Raw genomic sequence first — 15,077 nt, 5'->3', positions numbered from 1 at the left:
CCGGCCAACCACCCCAGGGGCGCGAGGAACTGCGCGATCAACCCCCACCGGGCCGCACCCGGCCAACCACCCCAGGGGCGCGGGGAACTGCGCGATCAACCCCCACCGGGCCGCACCCGGCCAACCACCCCAGGGGCGCGGGGAACTGCGCGACCGGCCCAGGCGGTGCCGGAGTCGAAACGTGTGCCCCGGTAGGGGTTAGTGGTGGCCGAAGCCGGAGGCCAGCGGCATTCTCAGGCCCAGCGGCGGCGGCGCCGCGAGCGCGTCCTCCAGAGGCCGGGCGAAGGAACGCCCGAACAACGCACCCATCACGAAGTTCTCGGCCAGCGCATGCACTTCGTCCCGATGCTGATGCAACCCGTGCCCATCGGAGTGGACTTCGAACCGGCACACCTTCCGGTTCGCCTTCTTAGCCCGCGCAGCCAGCCGGAACGACAACTCGGGATCGGCCCGCTGGTCGTTCGTGCCATGCACGATCAACACCTGCCGCCCCACCAACTGCTTCACCGGTTCGGGCGACGCAGCCACATCCTCCTCCGGCAGCCAAGGAGCTATCGCCAGAACGGAGTTGACGCCCTGATGGCCCCCCGCCCGGAGCGCCGCCCGCCCGCCCATGCCGAGCCCTACCAGGCACACGGGCACGTCGCCGTAGCGCCGTACCGCCTCCTCGGCCGCCCACTCGGCGTCCCGGGCAAGGTTCGCCTCGTTGCCGTTCCAGCCGCGCAGACGGTAGTGCACGGTGTGCGCCGCGAGCCCCTCGTGCCGCGCCGCGCGGGTCAGCCGGCGCCCGAGCGCGCGGACCGAGGCCGCCGCGAACACCGGGGAGGGGCGGCGATGTGACGTCTCGTCACCCGCGGGGAGCAGCAGAACCACCCCGCTGACCGTCGCCGGTTCCGGGCCGAGCGGTCTCCCCAACCGGGCCGTACGAACCGGCGTAGCTTGCTGTGCCATGACAGAACAGTGTCAGAAGCGCTGGTGTACGCCACCCGTCCGTGCGGTCACCGTTACGTATCGACGGAAACCATCAACAGGCGATCTACGCGCGTAGGAGTTAGAGTGCGGAAATGACGAGCCAGACCATCGCGAACACCCCGTCGCCGGAGCAGATCCGCCGGGCGCCCAAGGTTCTGCTGCACGACCACCTCGACGGCGGACTGCGCCCCGGGACCATCGTCGAACTCGCCCGCGACAGCGGGTACTCCCAGCTCCCCGAGACCGACCCGGACAAGCTCGGCATCTGGTTCCGCGAGGCCGCCGACTCCGGCTCGCTGGAGCGGTATCTGGAGACCTTCTCCCACACCGTCGGCGTGATGCAGACCCGCGACGCCCTCGTCCGGGTCGCCCGCGAGTGCGCCGAGGACCTCGCGGCGGACGGCGTCGTCTACGCCGAGGTGCGCTACGCCCCGGAGCAGCACCTCGAAGGCGGGCTCAGCCTCGAAGAGGTCGTCGAGGCCGTCAACGAGGGCTTCCGGGAAGGGGAACGGCTCGCCCGCGAGAGCGGCCACCGCATCCGCGTCGGCGCCCTGCTCACCGCCATGCGGCACGCCGCCCGGGCCCTGGAGATCGCCGAACTCGCCAACCGCCACCGGGATCTCGGCGTGGTGGGCTTCGACATCGCCGGCGCCGAGGCCGGCTTCCCGCCCACCCGGCACCTCGACGCCTTCGAGTACCTCAAGCGCGAGAACAACCACTTCACCATCCACGCCGGCGAGGCGTTCGGCCTGCCCTCCATCTGGCAGGCCCTGCAGTGGTGCGGTGCCGACCGGCTCGGACACGGGGTGCGCATCATCGACGACATCGAGGTCAAGGACGACGGCACCGTCCACCTCGGCCGGCTCGCCTCCTACGTCCGCGACAAGCGCATCCCGCTGGAGATGTGCCCCAGCTCCAACCTCCAGACCGGCGCCGCCGCCTCCTACGCCGAGCACCCGATCGGACTGCTGCGGCGGCTCCACTTCAGGACCACCGTGAACACCGACAACCGGCTGATGTCGCACACCAGCATGAGCCGGGAATTCGAGCACCTTGTCGATGCATTCGGTTACACGCTCGACGACATGCAGTGGTTCTCCGTCAATGCGATGAAATCAGCGTTCATTCCTTTCGATGAACGACTCGCGATGATCAATGACGTCATCAAGCCCGGCTACGCCGAACTGAAATCCGAGTGGCTGTTCCAGCAGACCGCCTCCACCAGCGGTTCTGCGGTCGAAGAGAGCTGATTGCGGGCTTTGTGGGGCAAGAAATGCGGGCGGGCGTTCACCATCCGTCCGCATTTCGATGTTTGCGGCGGGCGGCCGGACATGTTTACGGTCGTGGACCGCTCAAATCCCCGTCACCCCATTTCGAGGACGCATTCAATGAAGCAGTCTGCTGCCAAGACCCTCGGTGTCGCCGCCCTCGGGGCCGCCTTCGCCGCCGCCGGTGCGGGCGCCGCGAACGCGGCCCCGGCCCTGCCGGACACCGGCTCGGCGCTGGACACAGTGACCCGGACGCTGCCCGCGGAGAACGTCACCAAGGCGCTCCCGGGTGCCGGCGAGGCCGTGGCCCAGGGGCAGAGCGCACTCGGCACGAGCGTCGCCGCCGCGCAGCCGATCGCCGAGAAGATGCTCGCCGACGGCCCCACCAAGCCGGTCGCCGGCCTCCTCGGCGGACTGCCCGTGCAGGGCCTGCCCACCAAGGGCCTGCCCGTGAACGGCGTGCCGCTCGGCTGAGCCGTCCCCGAACGCGCCGACGGGGCGCACCCCCCGGACCCGGGAGGTGCGCCCCGTCGCCGTGTGCGCGGCCCGCGGGCTACCAGGCGGTGCGCGCCTTGTCCTCCGCGGGCAGGAAGATCCACAGCGCTATGTAGAGCAGGAACTGCGGGCCCGGCAGCAGACAGGACACCAGGAACAGCACCCGCATCGTGTTCGCGGACATACCGAAGCGTCGCGCCAGCGCGGCGCACACTCCGCCGATCATGCGGCCGTTGGCGGGTCGGGCGAGGCGGGACATCTGCGGCTCCTTCGTGAGCGTCGGTCGGAGGCGGCCACCGGGGGCTGCCTCATCTGCCGTCCACGCTACGGAGACGAAGGGGGCGAAGCGTCGCTCTACGGGGCGATCCCGACCCTGGGAATCGTCGGGGTCCTCCCCTGAAGGGCCTCCTCCTTCAGGGCCGTCGTCACCCGCTCCCGCTCACCCCTGCGGCGGAGCCAGTGCCGGGCCGCCGGCACCACCACCGCGTGCGCCAGGGCCACGCCGACCGTGTTGAGCAGCAGCGAGTCCACGTCCACGACCTGACCGGGCACCGCGGTCTGGAGCAGCTCGATCCCCAGCGAGATCAGGGCGCCCGCGGCCACCGTACGGATCAGCGACGCGAGCGGGGAGACGGCGATCCTGCCGTGCACGGCGGGCAGCAGCACCCCCAGCGGGGCCAGCAGCGCGAGCCCCTCGACGATCCGCCGCGCGCCCTCCCGCCAGCCCAGCGCCAGCTCGGCCTCGATCCCGGCGAACGGACGCAGGTTGGGTGGCAGCACCCAGGGGACGTCCAGCGGACGCAGTGTGAGCCAGGCGACAAACACGAGGTGGGCGGCCAGGAGGCCGCCGGCTGTCACACGGGTGCGAAAGGCGGCGCTGCCGCCGTCGCTGGAGCCTTGACGCTGCACGACCCCCTAGACGCGGTCCTCGGTGCGGTTGGTTCCGGGCACCCGCCGCCGGTCCGCGTCAGTCGCCCCTGACCACCGAGGAAGGCGGCTCCTCGGTCGCCGGCCGCGCCCGTACCTCGTCCGTGCACTCGTAGCGCCGCAGTGGGCTGTTGTCCGGGCCGCCCAGCACCACCGAGCCGTCACCCTCGCCGGCCTCGGAGTCGGAGAAGGTGCACACGATCTGCGAGAGGGCCGCCGGTGCGAGCGCGTCGGGCGGCGTGCTCAGCCGGAGGGTCTCCTCGGGGTCGCCCGAGCGCGGGCCGGTCACGGACAGGCCGCCGCGCACCTCGGTCGTGTACCCGGCCTCCAGCTCCTCCTCCGACGGGGGCGCCTCCAACTGGTCCAGCAGCCCCTCGGCGACCAGCACCCGCCGCTGCGAGTCCGGCGCGCCCTCGGGCACCCGTACCGTCCGGTCGACGGCCACCAGCGAGGAGCGGCACAGCAGGAACACCTGGGCGGGCACCCCGCGCGACGCCTGCGTCGACACCTCGGGCTCCACCATCGAGCACCGCACCCGCGACGGGGCCGGCCCGAAGTCGGTGGGCACCTCGGTGGCCCGGATACCGCACCCGGCGAGCAGCCCGGCGAGCAGCGGGAGCGCCAGCAGACGGCGAACGGTCATCAGGCGTCACCCTTCGATTCCGCGCCCTTGTGCTCCTCGGCCTCCGTCAGCGCCGAGACGTCCCGGGGCAGCCGCAGCGTGAACACCGCACCGCCCTCGGGGGAGTTGGCGGCGGTGATCTCCCCGCCGTGGATATGGGCGTTCTCCAGGGCGATGGACAGGCCCAGACCGCTGCCCTCGGAGCGGGGACGGGAGGCGCTCGCCTTGTAGAAGCGGTCGAAGACGTGCGGCAGGACGTCCTCGGGGATACCGGGGCCGTGGTCCCGCACCGCGATGACGATCTCGGCGTCCTGGGCGTCCTGCGGCTCGGAGACGCGCACCGAGACCCGCACCGGGGAGCCGCCGTGCTTGAGGGCGTTGCCGATGAGGTTGGCCAGGATGACGTCCAGCCGGCGCGGGTCGAGCCGGGCGTGCACACCGCGCTCCGCGTCCAGGTCGACGGCGTCCAGCCAGGCGCGCGCGTCGATGCAGGCGGTGATCTGGTCGGCGAGGTCCACGTCGTCCAGGACGAGACGGGCGGTGCCCGCGTCGAAGCGGGTGACCTCCATCAGGTTCTCCACCAGGTCGTTCAGTCGCCGGGTCTCGCTGACCACCAGCCGCACCGCGGGCTCGATCATCGGGTCCATCGACCCGGTCTCCGCCTCCAGCTCCTCCTCCAGCACCTCCGTCACGGCGGTGATCGCGGTGAGCGGGGTACGCAGCTCATGGCTCATGTCGGCGACGAACCGGCGCGAGGCGTCGTCCCGCGAGGCCATGTCCGCGACACGCTTCTCCAGCGCCGCGGCGGCGTTGTTGAACGTCCGCGAAAGATCGGCCAGTTCATCGGTCCCGGACACCCTGAGCCGGGTGTCCAGCTTGCCCTCGCCCAGCCGGCGGGCGGCCACCCCGAGCCGGTGCACGGGCTTGAGCACGGTCGTGGCGGCGGCCTGCGCCAGCAGCGCGGAACCGATCAGCGCCAGACCGGTGGCGATCCCCAGCGACCAGGCCAGCGAGTTGAGGTCCTTGGCCTCCGGCTCAAGGGACTTGAGCATGTAGCCGGTCGGCCCGCCGCCGATCACCCGCGTCCCGGCGACCAGGTACGGGGTGTCGTCCTCGGCGACCATCCGCTGCCAGTACAGGTGGTACGCGTACTTGTTGGCGGAGGTGATCTCCTGCTCCTCGTTCACCGCCTCGCGCAGCGACTCGGGCACGTCTTCCAGCGTGAAGCCGCTCAGACCGCCCGAACTGCCCGACACGTTACGGCCGTCGGGGTTCTCGGCGACGAGCAGCACACTGAAGCGCTGGCTGCTGTTGGCCATCTGCCCCGCGGTGCGCTGGAGTTCGTCCTGCGTCGGCCGCTCGGGCAGCACCCCCGCCCGGTTCTGCATCTCCTGCTCGAAGTCCCGCAGCACCGCGTCCTGGGTACGGGTCAGCACGGCCTCACGGTTGAGCCAGTACGCGATCCCGGACGCCGACACCGCCGCGGTCAGCGCCACCGCGCCGAACACGACGACGAGACGCAGCCGCAGGCTGGTGAACCGCAGCCGTGACCAGACTCCCCTGCGACCCGCGAACCAGCCGCGGACCCCCCCTTGCGCCTGTGTCACTGAGGCGTGTCCAGCCGGTAGCCGACACCACGGACCGTACGGATCAGCGTCGGCGACGAGGGCACGTCCTCCACCTTGGCGCGCAGCCGCTGCACACAGGCGTCGACCAGCCGCGAGTCACCGAGGTAGTCGTGCTCCCACACCAGCCGCAGCAACTGCTGCCGCGACAGCGCCTGCCCGGGCCGTCGGCTCAGCTCCAGCAGCAACCGCAGCTCGGTCGGGGTGAGTTGGAGGTCCTCGCCGTTCTTCGTCACCGTCATCGCCGCGCGGTCGATGACGAGACTGCCGAAGGCGGCCGCGTCGTTGGACTCCCGCTCCCCGCGCCGCAGTACGGCCCGGATCCGGGCGTCGAGGACGCGGCCCTGCACCGGCTTGACGACGTAGTCGTCCGCACCGGACTCCAGACCGACCACCACGTCGATGTCGTCGCTGCGCGCGGTGAGCAGGATGATCGGCAACTGGTCGGTGCGCCGGATACGACGGCACACCTCGAAGCCGTCGATGCCGGGCAGCATCACATCCAGCACGATCAGGTCCGGCCGTTGCTCGCGCAGCAGCTTCAGGCCGTCCTCGCCGGTGGCAGCCGTGGCAACCCGATGACCCTGGCGCGTAAGAGACAGCTCCAGGGCCGTGCGGATGGCGTCGTCGTCCTCGATCAGCAACAGGGAAGGCACGGGCTCATTCTGGCCCATGGCAGGCCCGTGTTTCGACACCTGTACAGGTACGTGGCCGGACCGCTGCGCTCCGTGACCATCGCGGTGCCGCGCGGCACGGACCCCTGTGACAGGTCTGTGACAGTCGGCGGACACGGCCATGAAGTGGCCCCGGCAGAGTTCTCGGCACAGCAGGAAAACAGACCGAAGTCCGGAAGTCCACGACGGGGGGCGCGAGATGAACACGCTGCACAGCTCAAGCACCAGCGCGGTTGTCACGCGTCTGCACGACGTGCACGGGGGCCGGGGTTCGGAGAAGTCCGGTGCCGTGAGCGGGCGGGGGTGCGCTCGCGGCACCGGACGTCAGCACACCGCGTACATGACGGTGGTTGACGGCTTCACGGGGGAAGCACACGGGGGAAGCGCGTACAGGGAGGACACGGGGGAGCGTCGTTCGCTGTCGGAGGCGGAGTTCACCGCCTACGTCCAGGAGCGCCGCGCCTCCCTGTACGCCACCGCCTACCACCTCACCGGTGACCGCTTCGAGGCCGAGGACCTGCTCCAGAGCGCGCTGTTCTCGACGTACCGGGCCTGGGACCGGATCAGCGACAAGGCCGCCGTCGGGGGTTACCTGCGGCGGACGATGACCAATCTGCACATCAGCGCGTGGCGCCGCCGCAAGCTGAACGAGTACCCGACCGAGGAACTGCCGGAGACGCCCGGCGACACGGACGCGATGCGCGGCACCGAACTGCGCGCGGTCCTGTGGCAGGCGCTGGCCCGGCTGCCCGAACTCCAGCGGACGATGCTGGTCCTGCGTTACTACGAGGGCCGCACCGACCCGGAGATCGCGGACATCCTCGACATCAGTGTCGGCACGGTGAAGTCCAGCATCTGGCGGTCGCTCCGCCGGCTGCGCGAGGACGAGGTCCTCAGCTTCGGCCGTGACGAGGAGGACGCCTTCGGCGAGCTGGTCGCCTGAGGCTGGGGGGAACGAGTAACGGGGGAGCGGTAACCGGGGGGCTCACGGGGGATCTCGGGGGAGAGCGCCACGGGGGAAGCAAGTACGGGGGAAGCACCGAAGGAAGCGGGACCGGAGGGCCGGGGGGTCCGTCCGGTCCCGCTTTCTTTTCGTGCGTTCGGAGTGCTTCTAGGCCGGTGTCCTGGCCGTCGTGCGGCGTCCGGCGGCCGCGTCGGCCAGGCGGCCCACCGCCTCGTCCCGGTCGCAGGCGTACGCGCCGAGCGCCGTCTGCCGGGCCACGATCGCCCGCTCCGCGCGCATCAGGCGCCAGCCGCGGCGCAGCAGGAACGGCACCGATTTGCGGCCCTCCCGCAGGTCGCGCAGGAAACGGCGGCGGAACGTCGTCACCGGGCCGCGGCTCAGGCACAGCGCGTCGGCCAGCAGCCCCAGCTCACGGCAGCGGGTGACGATCTCCGCCGCGAAGATGCCCTCGGCGATGAAGAGCGGGGTCCGCCCGATGTCGACGGGCTTGCCGCCGGTGCGGGCGCTCAGTGAGAGGTCGTAGACGGGGACGTCCGTACGGCCCGTGCGGCACAGCTCCTCGATCGCCGCCACCGCCTTGTCGGCGTCCCAGGACTCCGGGTGGTCCCAGTCGATGTCGGAGCTCGCCAGGACCAGAGGCAGCGTCGGGTCGTCGCCCTCCTTGTAGAAGTCGTCGAGCCGCAGCACCGGGAGACCGGAGCGGGCCGCGACGAGGGACTTGCCGGAGCCGGACGGGCCGCAGAGCAGCACGACGCGCGTGGGAATGGGCGGATGGGAGCTCACGGGACACCAGTCTGAGGCATTCACGCGCCGTTCACCCCCTCGCGGGTCGCCTTTGAAGCCCGCATCACACCTCAACTACCCTTCGTGTCGAACCGATTACCTTGCGCAGCAGAAGGTGGCAGCGATGGCCCGACACGGCAGGACCGAAAAGACCGGCGACGCCGAGAGGAATCCGCACTCCGCCGGACGGCGGGCGCTGGCCGTACTGGCGACGGCCGGTGTGGCGCTCGGCGCGTCCGCGGCGACGGCCGCGGCGGCGGACGGCGACGCCGTGGGGGACGCGGGGCGGGCGGCCCCGTCCGCGCTCGGTCAGATCGACCCGCGGGCGGGGGTGGACGCGCTGACGCTGTCCCTGCGGTATGCGACCGGGACGGTGTCCTCTCTCAAGCCGAATCCGCTGGCCGGGACGGGGGCGGATCCGTTGGACAACGGGATCGGGACGCAGTTGGCGGACTTTCGGCCGTTGACGTCGAAGATGCTGACCGGGCCGGTGGCTCAGGCGGAGTCGATCGGGTCGATTCCGCTGGTGGGTCAGGCGGTGGATCTGCTCGGCGAGTGAGCGGCGGGGGTTGTGGGGGGCTTGTCGCGCAGTTCCCCGCGCCCCTGTTCGGGGTGGCTTGGGTCTTGTTTGGCTGCGGGCCGTGTGTGGCTGGTCGCGCAGTTCCCCGCGCCCCTAGGGGAGTTCCCCGCGCCCTTTGAAGGGCGGTTCCCTGTGCCTCTGGAGGGCGGCCCGCTGTGCCTCCGGAGGTTGCCCGCGCCCCTTGGGGAGTTCCCCGCGCCCCCTTTGGGGGTGCGGGGAACTTGTGTTCTGGGTTAGTAGGCGGAGCCCGAGGCGCCGAGGCTGCCTGTGGGGTGCCAGACCGTCTTGGTTTCCAGGAAGGCCGTCATGCGGTCCGTGCCCGCCGGGGCGGACCAGTTGTCCACAGGCTGTGGACGGAGGACGCGCTTGAGGTTGTCGGCCGCGGCGATCTCCAGCTCCTTGGCGAGCACCTCGTCGGCGCCGGCCAGGTCGATCGCGTTGACGTCCTGGTGCGCGGCCAGCGGGGCGGAGATCTCCGCCGTACGGCCGGACAGGATGTTGACCACGCCGCCGGGGACGTCGGAGGTGGCCAGGACCTCGCCCAGGGAGAGGGCGGGGAGCGGGGCGTTCTCCGAGGCGACGACCACGGCCGTGTTGCCCGTGGCGATCACCGGGGCGAGCACCGAGACCAGGCCCAGGAAGGACGACTCCTGCGGGGCCAGGATCGCGACCACGCCGGTCGGTTCGGGGCTCGACAGGTTGAAGTACGGGCCCGCGACCGGGTTTCCGCCGCCCACCACCTGGGCGATCTTGTCGGTCCAGCCCGCGTACCAGACCCAGCGGTCGATCGCCGCGTCCACCTGCGCCGCGGCCTTCGACTTCGACAGGCCCTCGGCGTCGGCGACTTCGCGCACGAACTGCTCGCGGCGGCCCTCCAGCATCTCGGCGACGCGGTAGAGGATCTGCCCGCGGTTGTACGCGGTCGCGCCCGACCAGGGCCCGACGGCCTTGCGGGCGGCGACCACCGCGTCACGGGCGTCCTTGCGGGACGAAAGGGGCGCGTTGGCCAGCCAGTTGCCCTTGGAGTCGGTCACTTCGTACACCCGGCCGCTTTCGGAACGGGGGAACTTGCCCCCCACGAACAGCTTGTAGGTCTTGAAGACGGAGAGTCGAGAGACATCAGACATCGAGGTACGCCTCCAGGCCGTGGCGACCGCCCTCGCGGCCGAAGCCCGACTCCTTGTAACCGCCGAACGGCGAGGTCGGGTCGAACTTGTTGAACGTGTTGGACCAGACGACACCGGCCCGGAGCCTGTTCGCCACCGCGAGGATGCGGGAGCCCTTCTCCGACCAGATGCCCGCCGACAGGCCGTACGGCGTGTTGTTGGCCTTGGCGACGGCCTCGTCGGGCGTACGGAAGGTCAGCACCGACAGGACCGGGCCGAAGATCTCGTCCCGGGCGACGGTGTGCGCCTGGCTGACGTTGGTGAACAGCGTCGGGGCGAACCAGTAGCCGCTCTCGGGCAGTTCGCACGCCGGGGACCAGCGCTCGGCGCCCTCCGCCTCGCCGCGCTCGACGAGCGAGGTGATACGGCTCAGCTGCTCCTCGGAGTTGATCGCGCCGATGTCGGTGTTCTTGTCCAGCGGGTCGCCGAGCCGGAGGGTGGACAGCCGCCGCTTGAGCGAGTCCAGCAGCTCGTCCTGGATCGACTCCTGGACCAGCAGGCGCGAGCCCGCGCAGCAGACCTGGCCCTGGTTGAAGAAGATGCCGTTGACGATGCCCTCGACGGCCTGGTCGATCGGGGCGTCGTCGAAGACGATGTTGGCGCCCTTGCCGCCCAGTTCGAGGGTGACCTTCTTGTGGGTGCCCGCGACCGAGCGCGCGATCTGCTTGCCGACCGCGGTGGAGCCGGTGAAGGCGACCTTGTTGACGTCCGGGTGCGCGACGAGCGCGGCGCCCGCGTCGCCGTAGCCGGTGAGGATGTTGACGACACCCCTGGGCAGGCCCGCCTGGCGGCAGATGTCCGCGAAGAACAGGGCGGACAGCGGGGTCGTCTCGGCGGGCTTGAGGACGACCGTGTTGCCGGTCGCCAGCGCCGGGGCGATCTTCCACGCCAGCATCAGCAGCGGGAAGTTCCACGGGATGACCTGACCCGCCACGCCCAGCGGGCGCGGGTCCGCGCCGTACCCGGCGTGGCCGAGCTTGTCGGCCCAGCCCGCGTAGTAGAAGAAGTGCGCGGCGACCAGGGGGAGGTCCGCGTCGCGGGTCTCCTTGATCGGCTTGCCGTTGTCCAGGGTCTCCAGGACCGCCAGCTCGCGGCTGCGCTCCTGGATGATCCGGGCGATGCGGAAGAGGTACTTGGCGCGCTCGGAGCCGGGCAGCGCCGACCACTTCTCGAACGCCTTGCGGGCGGCCCGGACCGCCCGGTCCACGTCCGCCTCGCCGGCCTGGGCGATCTCCGAGAGGACCTCCTCGGTGGCGGGGCTGACGGTCTTGAAGACCTTGCCCTCGGCCGCCTCGGTGAACTCGCCGTCGATGAACAGGCCGTAGGACGGGGCGATGTCGACGACCGAGCGGGACTCGGGTGCCGGTGCGTACTCAAAAGTCATGTCGATCAGTCCACCGTCACGTAGTCGGGGCCGGAGTAGCGGCCGGTGGCCAGCTTCTGGCGCTGCATCAGCAGATCGTTCAGCAGCGAGGAGGCGCCGAAGCGGAACCAGTGGTTGTCCAGCCAGTCCGCGCCCGCGGTCTCGTTGACCAGCACCAGGAACTTGATCGCGTCCTTGGTGGTGCGGATGCCGCCGGCCGGCTTCACACCGACCTGCACCCCGGTCTGGGCGCGGAAGTCACGGACCGCCTCCAGCATCAGGAGGGTGTTCGCGGGGGTCGCGTTGACGGCGACCTTGCCGGTCGAGGTCTTGATGAAGTCGGCGCCGGCCAGCATGCCGAGCCAGCTGGCGCGGCGGATGTTGTCGTACGTCGAGAGCTCGCCGGTCTCGAAGATGACCTTCAGGCGGGCGGCGCCGGAGGCCTCCTTCACGGCGACGATCTCGTCGTACACCTTCAGGTACTTGCCCGCGAGGAAGGCCCCGCGGTCGATGACCATGTCGATCTCGTCCGCACCCGCGGCGACGGCGTCGCGCACGTCGGCCAGCTTCACGTCCAGCGCTGCACGGCCGGCCGGGAAGGCGGTGGCGACCGAGGCGACCTTGACGCCGGAACCGGCGACGGCCTCCTTGGCGACGGCCACCATGTCGGGGTAGACGCAGACCGCGGCCGTGGTGGGCGTGGAGCGGTCGGTCGGGTCGGGGAGGACCGCCTTGGCGCCGAGCGCCCGGACCTTGCCCGGGGTGTCCGCGCCTTCCAGCGTCGTCAGGTCGACCATCGAGATGGCGAGGTCGATCGCGTACGCCTTGGCGGTCGTCTTGATGGAACGGGTGCCGAGGGAAGCGGCGCGTGCCTCCAGGCCGACCGCGTCTACGCCGGGCAGCCCGTGGAGGAAGCGGCGCAGCGTGGTGTCGGACGCGGTCACGTCCGAGAGGGCCTCGGCTGCGGTAGGTGCATTGGTGGGCATGGTCACCAGACGAGCATATCTACGCGCGTAGCTGCTGTACACCCCCGCGTGCTCTTCCTCGGAGCCGCCACCACGGATGAGCGCCGGCGGGCGCGTCGGGCACAATCGGGGCCATGACGACCCCGGAACCCTCCTCATCAGCGCCGCGATCCCCGTACCCGGACCGCGTGTACCGGTCGCCCATGGGCTTCGTGGGCGGGGTGCTGCTGATCGGGATTGTGCTGTGGCTGGGCATCGACGCGCTGACGCAGGGCTCGGGGCGGGTGCCCTGGCTGGCGCTGGCCACGATGATCCTGCTGGTGCCCGTGGTGGCCGCGTTCACCCTGCGGCCGGCCGTCTACGCCAACGAGGAGCGGCTGCGCGTCCGCAACCCGCTGCGGACCGTCGTCCTGCCCTGGGAGCGGGTCGCGTCCCTGCGCTCCGGCTACTCCAACGAGGTCGTCGCCGACTCCGAGGCGAAGTACTCGCTGTGGGCCGTCCCCGTGTCCCTGCGGGCCCGGAAGAAGGCGGCGAGGCGCACCGCGCGGGCGGAGGCCGAGCGCAAGGGCGGCGGCCGCGGCCGGGGCGGCGGCCTCGGCTTCGGCATCGGCTTCGGCCAGGGCGGCTTCGACGCCGACGCCGAGGGACCCGTCCGCGCCGAGACCGACAAGGCGATGGACGAACTGCGGGAACTGTGGGAGGCCGCGCAGAAGAACGGCACCGGCTCCGACTCCGCGCCGGCCGAGGTGACCGTGCGGTGGGCGTACGAGGTGATCGCGCCTGTGGTGGCGGGAGCGGTGCTGTTGCTGGTGCTGCTCGCCGTGGGCTGAGCGGGAACCGCGCCGCCGGTCCTGCCGGCTGTCACTCCGGCTGGTTCCCGTGCCGCCGACGGCACCGGTGAGCCGCGTCTCCTTCGCAACCAATTCGTTCGTACGGGTGTCTGACCAGCGATGAGTACTCAAGTTCAGCCGCCGTTGCCCCGGACCCTGCCCGGCTCCGCCGTGCCCGACGGCTGTCTGCCCTGGAGCGGCGAGCAGGCCCGCCGGTGGACCCGGGCACTGCCGCCCCGCTGGGTCCCCGCCCGGGTGTACGGGCGCCACGGCGAGCTCGTCACCTTCGCCCTGGTCGGAGTGTCGCTCGCCCTCGGGCTCGCCGGGGTGGAGCCGTATCTCGCCGCGCTGCTGCCGCTCCAGGTCCTGTGGGTGGTGCTGCGGCCCGAACTGCTGCGGCTCGCCGCGCCCGGACTGGTGACCGTCGCCGTGCTGGAGGAGGCGGGCCGGCCCGCCCTCGTGGCGGCCGTACTGTTCGCCGCCGTCACCCTCGCCCTCGCCGAGACCCGGCTGTGGACGCGCCGACGCCAGCGGGCGGCCGCGCTGACCGCCGCCGGGGACGTCACCGCGCCCGTGCCCGGCGCGCACCTGTCGCTGCGACGGGGGGTGTGGCTCGGCACGGGCGGCCTGCTGGCGCTGGCCGTCGGCTGGGCGGCGGCCGCCCTCGGCGGGGTCTGGGCCGCCCCGGGATTCCTGCTGGCGGGCCTCGGGCTCACCGCGCTCGCCTCCGCCGCGCTCGGACGGAGCCGGGCCGCACGGCTGCGGTCGCGACCTGCGCCGGTGCTGCGCGTGCTCGTACGGGACGACCCGGCGGCCCGTACCGAGGTGTTCGCCGCCGACGACGTGGACGCGCTGCGCCCGCTGTTCATCGTGTCCGCGATGCCGCTGGACCTCGACGAGGACGAAGCGGAACCCGGCGAGGCCGACGAGGCCGACGAGGGCGAGCTCGACGAGGACACCGCCGAGGCCCTCCTCGACGCGCTCGACGACGACGAGCCCGGTCCGCTGCGGGAGGCCGTGCTCTACGGGGCGCCCTACGACGGCGCCGAGATCGTGATCGTCAGCGCCGACGAGGACCCCGACGGGCCGCCCGTCGTGGAGCGCTCCAGCGGCCCCGTACGACCGCTGGCGGACCGGTCCGCGTCCGAGTCACCGGTGGCCGGCGAGGGTGTGACGGCCGCCCCCGGTCACCGGATGTCCGGCGAGGGTGTGACGGCCGCACCCGGGGACCGGGCGGCCGTCCAGGACGTGACGATCGCCCCGAAGGCCGTGCTGACCTGGCGTGCGGGGTGGCTGGACCTGCTCGCGGCGCTGCTGCTCGCGCAGTGGGCTGTCTGGCTGGGCTGGGGCACCTTCACGGACCCCGGGACCCCGCTCTGGGAGACGGCGCTGGTGGTCCTGGTGGGTGTGGCCGGAGCGGCCCGGCTGCCCGTGAAGGTGGGCTGGCGCATCACCGCCGACCGGACCGGGCTGTGGATCAACGGGCTGTTCAGCGCGACCCACGTCCCCTGGGACGACTTCCGCCTGGCCCGGGCCCAGTCGCTGGAGCTGCGGCTGCGATGGCGGGGCGGGGGCCACTGGGCGGTCTCCGCGCCCCGCTGGAAGTGGCTGGAGCGGCGGCGCGGGCTGACCCACCCCTACGTCCGGACGGCGGCCCGGCTCACCGCCCTGCGCACCGACCCGGAACTGCGGCCCACGGCCGAAAGCGACGAGCGGGGGCGCGGACGCGCGCTGTGGCCCTGGGCGCTGCTCCTCGCGGCAGGCTGGACCGCGGCGGTCGTCGTGGCGCGGGCGGGGATGTAGGCGGGGCGCGCCTTCTCAAGGAAGCGGCGGGGCGCGCCTG

General features: G+C 71.8%; 16 protein-coding genes. 6 read left to right on the top strand and 10 right to left on the bottom strand.

Annotated elements, in window-relative coordinates; translation table 11 throughout:
- Positions 1-198: 198 nt before the first annotated feature.
- A complete protein-coding gene (locus ABT296_RS21550; protein ID WP_351929678.1) occupies positions 199-951 on the bottom strand; it encodes a prolyl oligopeptidase family serine peptidase in 753 nt (250 codons plus the stop codon).
- 113 nt (positions 952-1,064) lie between these two features.
- Between ABT296_RS21550 and ABT296_RS21545 the strand changes: the two genes are divergently transcribed.
- Both ABT296_RS21545 and ABT296_RS21540 read left to right on the top strand, forming a co-directional pair.
- On the top strand, positions 1,065-2,222 hold the full coding sequence (locus ABT296_RS21545) for an adenosine deaminase (protein WP_351929676.1): 1,158 nt from the start codon (positions 1,065-1,067) through the stop codon (positions 2,220-2,222).
- 138 nt (positions 2,223-2,360) lie between these two features.
- A complete protein-coding gene (locus ABT296_RS21540; RefSeq protein WP_351929674.1) occupies positions 2,361-2,714 on the top strand; it encodes an ATP-binding protein in 354 nt (117 codons plus the stop codon).
- Between the two features lie 79 nt (positions 2,715-2,793).
- Here the strand turns inward: ABT296_RS21540 and ABT296_RS21535 are convergent, their stop codons facing one another.
- From ABT296_RS21535 to afsQ1, 5 genes are all read right to left on the bottom strand, one after another.
- A complete protein-coding gene (locus ABT296_RS21535; RefSeq protein ID WP_351929672.1) occupies positions 2,794-2,994 on the bottom strand; it encodes a PspC domain-containing protein in 201 nt (66 codons plus the stop codon).
- Positions 2,995-3,089: 95 nt separating this feature from the next.
- On the bottom strand, positions 3,090-3,644 hold the full coding sequence (locus ABT296_RS21530; RefSeq protein ID WP_351929670.1) for a VanZ family protein: 555 nt from the start codon (positions 3,642-3,644) through the stop codon (positions 3,090-3,092).
- Positions 3,645-3,702: 58 nt separating this feature from the next.
- On the bottom strand, positions 3,703-4,305 hold the full coding sequence (locus tag ABT296_RS21525; protein ID WP_351929668.1) for a hypothetical protein: 603 nt from the start codon (positions 4,303-4,305) through the stop codon (positions 3,703-3,705).
- Complete coding sequence (locus ABT296_RS21520) at positions 4,305-5,891, bottom strand: ATP-binding protein (RefSeq protein ID WP_351929666.1); 1,587 nt, start codon at positions 5,889-5,891, stop codon at positions 4,305-4,307. Before ABT296_RS21520 ends, ABT296_RS21525 begins: the two co-directional genes overlap by 1 nt.
- Positions 5,888-6,565, bottom strand: a complete 678-nt coding sequence (gene afsQ1, locus ABT296_RS21515; RefSeq protein ID WP_250084844.1) for a two-component system response regulator AfsQ1 — start codon at positions 6,563-6,565, stop codon at positions 5,888-5,890. The genes ABT296_RS21520 and afsQ1 overlap by 4 nt, the downstream gene beginning before the upstream one ends.
- A 217-nt stretch (positions 6,566-6,782) precedes the next feature.
- On the opposite strand from afsQ1, the gene ABT296_RS21510 reads away from it, so the two are divergent.
- A complete protein-coding gene (locus ABT296_RS21510; protein ID WP_351929663.1) occupies positions 6,783-7,526 on the top strand; it encodes a SigE family RNA polymerase sigma factor in 744 nt (247 codons plus the stop codon).
- A 168-nt stretch (positions 7,527-7,694) separates the two neighbouring features.
- On the opposite strand, the gene ABT296_RS21505 is transcribed toward ABT296_RS21510, so the two are convergent.
- Positions 7,695-8,330, bottom strand: coding sequence for a uridine kinase family protein (locus ABT296_RS21505; RefSeq protein ID WP_351929661.1), 636 nt, complete (start codon positions 8,328-8,330; stop codon positions 7,695-7,697).
- A 124-nt stretch (positions 8,331-8,454) separates the two neighbouring features.
- Here ABT296_RS21505 and ABT296_RS21500 point away from each other — a divergent pair, with 124 nt between their 5' ends.
- Positions 8,455-8,889, top strand: a complete 435-nt coding sequence (locus ABT296_RS21500) for a hypothetical protein (RefSeq protein WP_351929659.1) — start codon at positions 8,455-8,457, stop codon at positions 8,887-8,889.
- A 254-nt stretch (positions 8,890-9,143) separates the two neighbouring features.
- On the opposite strand, the gene ABT296_RS21495 is transcribed toward ABT296_RS21500, so the two are convergent.
- The 3 genes from ABT296_RS21495 to deoC are packed head-to-tail and all read right to left on the bottom strand — an operon-like array spanning position 9,144 to position 12,425.
- Positions 9,144-10,037 (bottom strand): aldehyde dehydrogenase family protein, encoded by an 894-nt coding sequence (locus tag ABT296_RS21495; RefSeq protein WP_351929657.1) that lies wholly within the window; start codon positions 10,035-10,037, stop codon positions 9,144-9,146.
- On the bottom strand, positions 10,030-11,466 hold the full coding sequence (locus ABT296_RS21490) for an aldehyde dehydrogenase family protein (RefSeq protein WP_351929859.1): 1,437 nt from the start codon (positions 11,464-11,466) through the stop codon (positions 10,030-10,032). The genes ABT296_RS21495 and ABT296_RS21490 overlap by 8 nt, the downstream gene beginning before the upstream one ends.
- Positions 11,466-12,425, bottom strand: a complete 960-nt coding sequence (deoC, locus tag ABT296_RS21485) for a deoxyribose-phosphate aldolase (protein WP_351929857.1) — start codon at positions 12,423-12,425, stop codon at positions 11,466-11,468. The genes ABT296_RS21490 and deoC overlap by 1 nt, the downstream gene beginning before the upstream one ends.
- Before the next feature lie 113 nt (positions 12,426-12,538).
- Between deoC and ABT296_RS21480 the strand changes: the two genes are divergently transcribed.
- Together ABT296_RS21480 and ABT296_RS21475 are read left to right on the top strand one after the other, a co-directional pair.
- Complete coding sequence (locus ABT296_RS21480) at positions 12,539-13,234, top strand: PH domain-containing protein (protein WP_351929655.1); 696 nt, start codon at positions 12,539-12,541, stop codon at positions 13,232-13,234.
- Positions 13,235-13,354: 120 nt separating this feature from the next.
- The gene (locus ABT296_RS21475) at positions 13,355-15,037 is read left to right on the top strand and encodes a hypothetical protein (RefSeq protein WP_351929653.1); all 1,683 of its coding nucleotides are present in this window, start codon (positions 13,355-13,357) and stop codon (positions 15,035-15,037) included.
- Positions 15,038-15,077: the final 40 nt, after the last annotated feature.

This window comes from Streptomyces sp. NPDC000983 (assembly GCF_040299205.1).
In the GTDB taxonomy this organism is placed as follows: domain Bacteria; phylum Actinomycetota; class Actinomycetes; order Streptomycetales; family Streptomycetaceae; genus Streptomyces.
The sequence above is the reverse complement of the archived record's forward strand: the minus strand, read 5'-3'. Positions and strand labels throughout refer to the sequence as shown.

Excerpts from the sequence above, each read along its gene's own strand:
- ABT296_RS21545 (WP_351929676.1), top strand. The coding sequence starts at position 1,065 with ATGACGAGCCAGACCATCGCGAACACCCCGTCGCCGGAGCAGATCCGC.
- ABT296_RS21495 (WP_351929657.1), bottom strand. The coding sequence starts at position 10,037 with ATGTCTGATGTCTCTCGACTCTCCGTCTTCAAGACCTACAAGCTGTTC.
- deoC (WP_351929857.1), bottom strand. The coding sequence starts at position 12,425 with ATGCCCACCAATGCACCTACCGCAGCCGAGGCCCTCTCGGACGTGACC.
- ABT296_RS21510 (WP_351929663.1), top strand. The coding sequence starts at position 6,783 with ATGAACACGCTGCACAGCTCAAGCACCAGCGCGGTTGTCACGCGTCTG.
- ABT296_RS21550 (WP_351929678.1), bottom strand. The coding sequence starts at position 951 with ATGGCACAGCAAGCTACGCCGGTTCGTACGGCCCGGTTGGGGAGACCG.
- ABT296_RS21500 (WP_351929659.1), top strand. The coding sequence starts at position 8,455 with ATGGCCCGACACGGCAGGACCGAAAAGACCGGCGACGCCGAGAGGAAT.
- ABT296_RS21480 (WP_351929655.1), top strand. The coding sequence starts at position 12,539 with ATGACGACCCCGGAACCCTCCTCATCAGCGCCGCGATCCCCGTACCCG.
- ABT296_RS21475 (WP_351929653.1), top strand. The coding sequence starts at position 13,355 with ATGAGTACTCAAGTTCAGCCGCCGTTGCCCCGGACCCTGCCCGGCTCC.
- ABT296_RS21540 (WP_351929674.1), top strand. The coding sequence starts at position 2,361 with ATGAAGCAGTCTGCTGCCAAGACCCTCGGTGTCGCCGCCCTCGGGGCC.
- ABT296_RS21535 (WP_351929672.1), bottom strand. The coding sequence starts at position 2,994 with ATGTCCCGCCTCGCCCGACCCGCCAACGGCCGCATGATCGGCGGAGTG.
- ABT296_RS21525 (WP_351929668.1), bottom strand. The coding sequence starts at position 4,305 with ATGACCGTTCGCCGTCTGCTGGCGCTCCCGCTGCTCGCCGGGCTGCTC.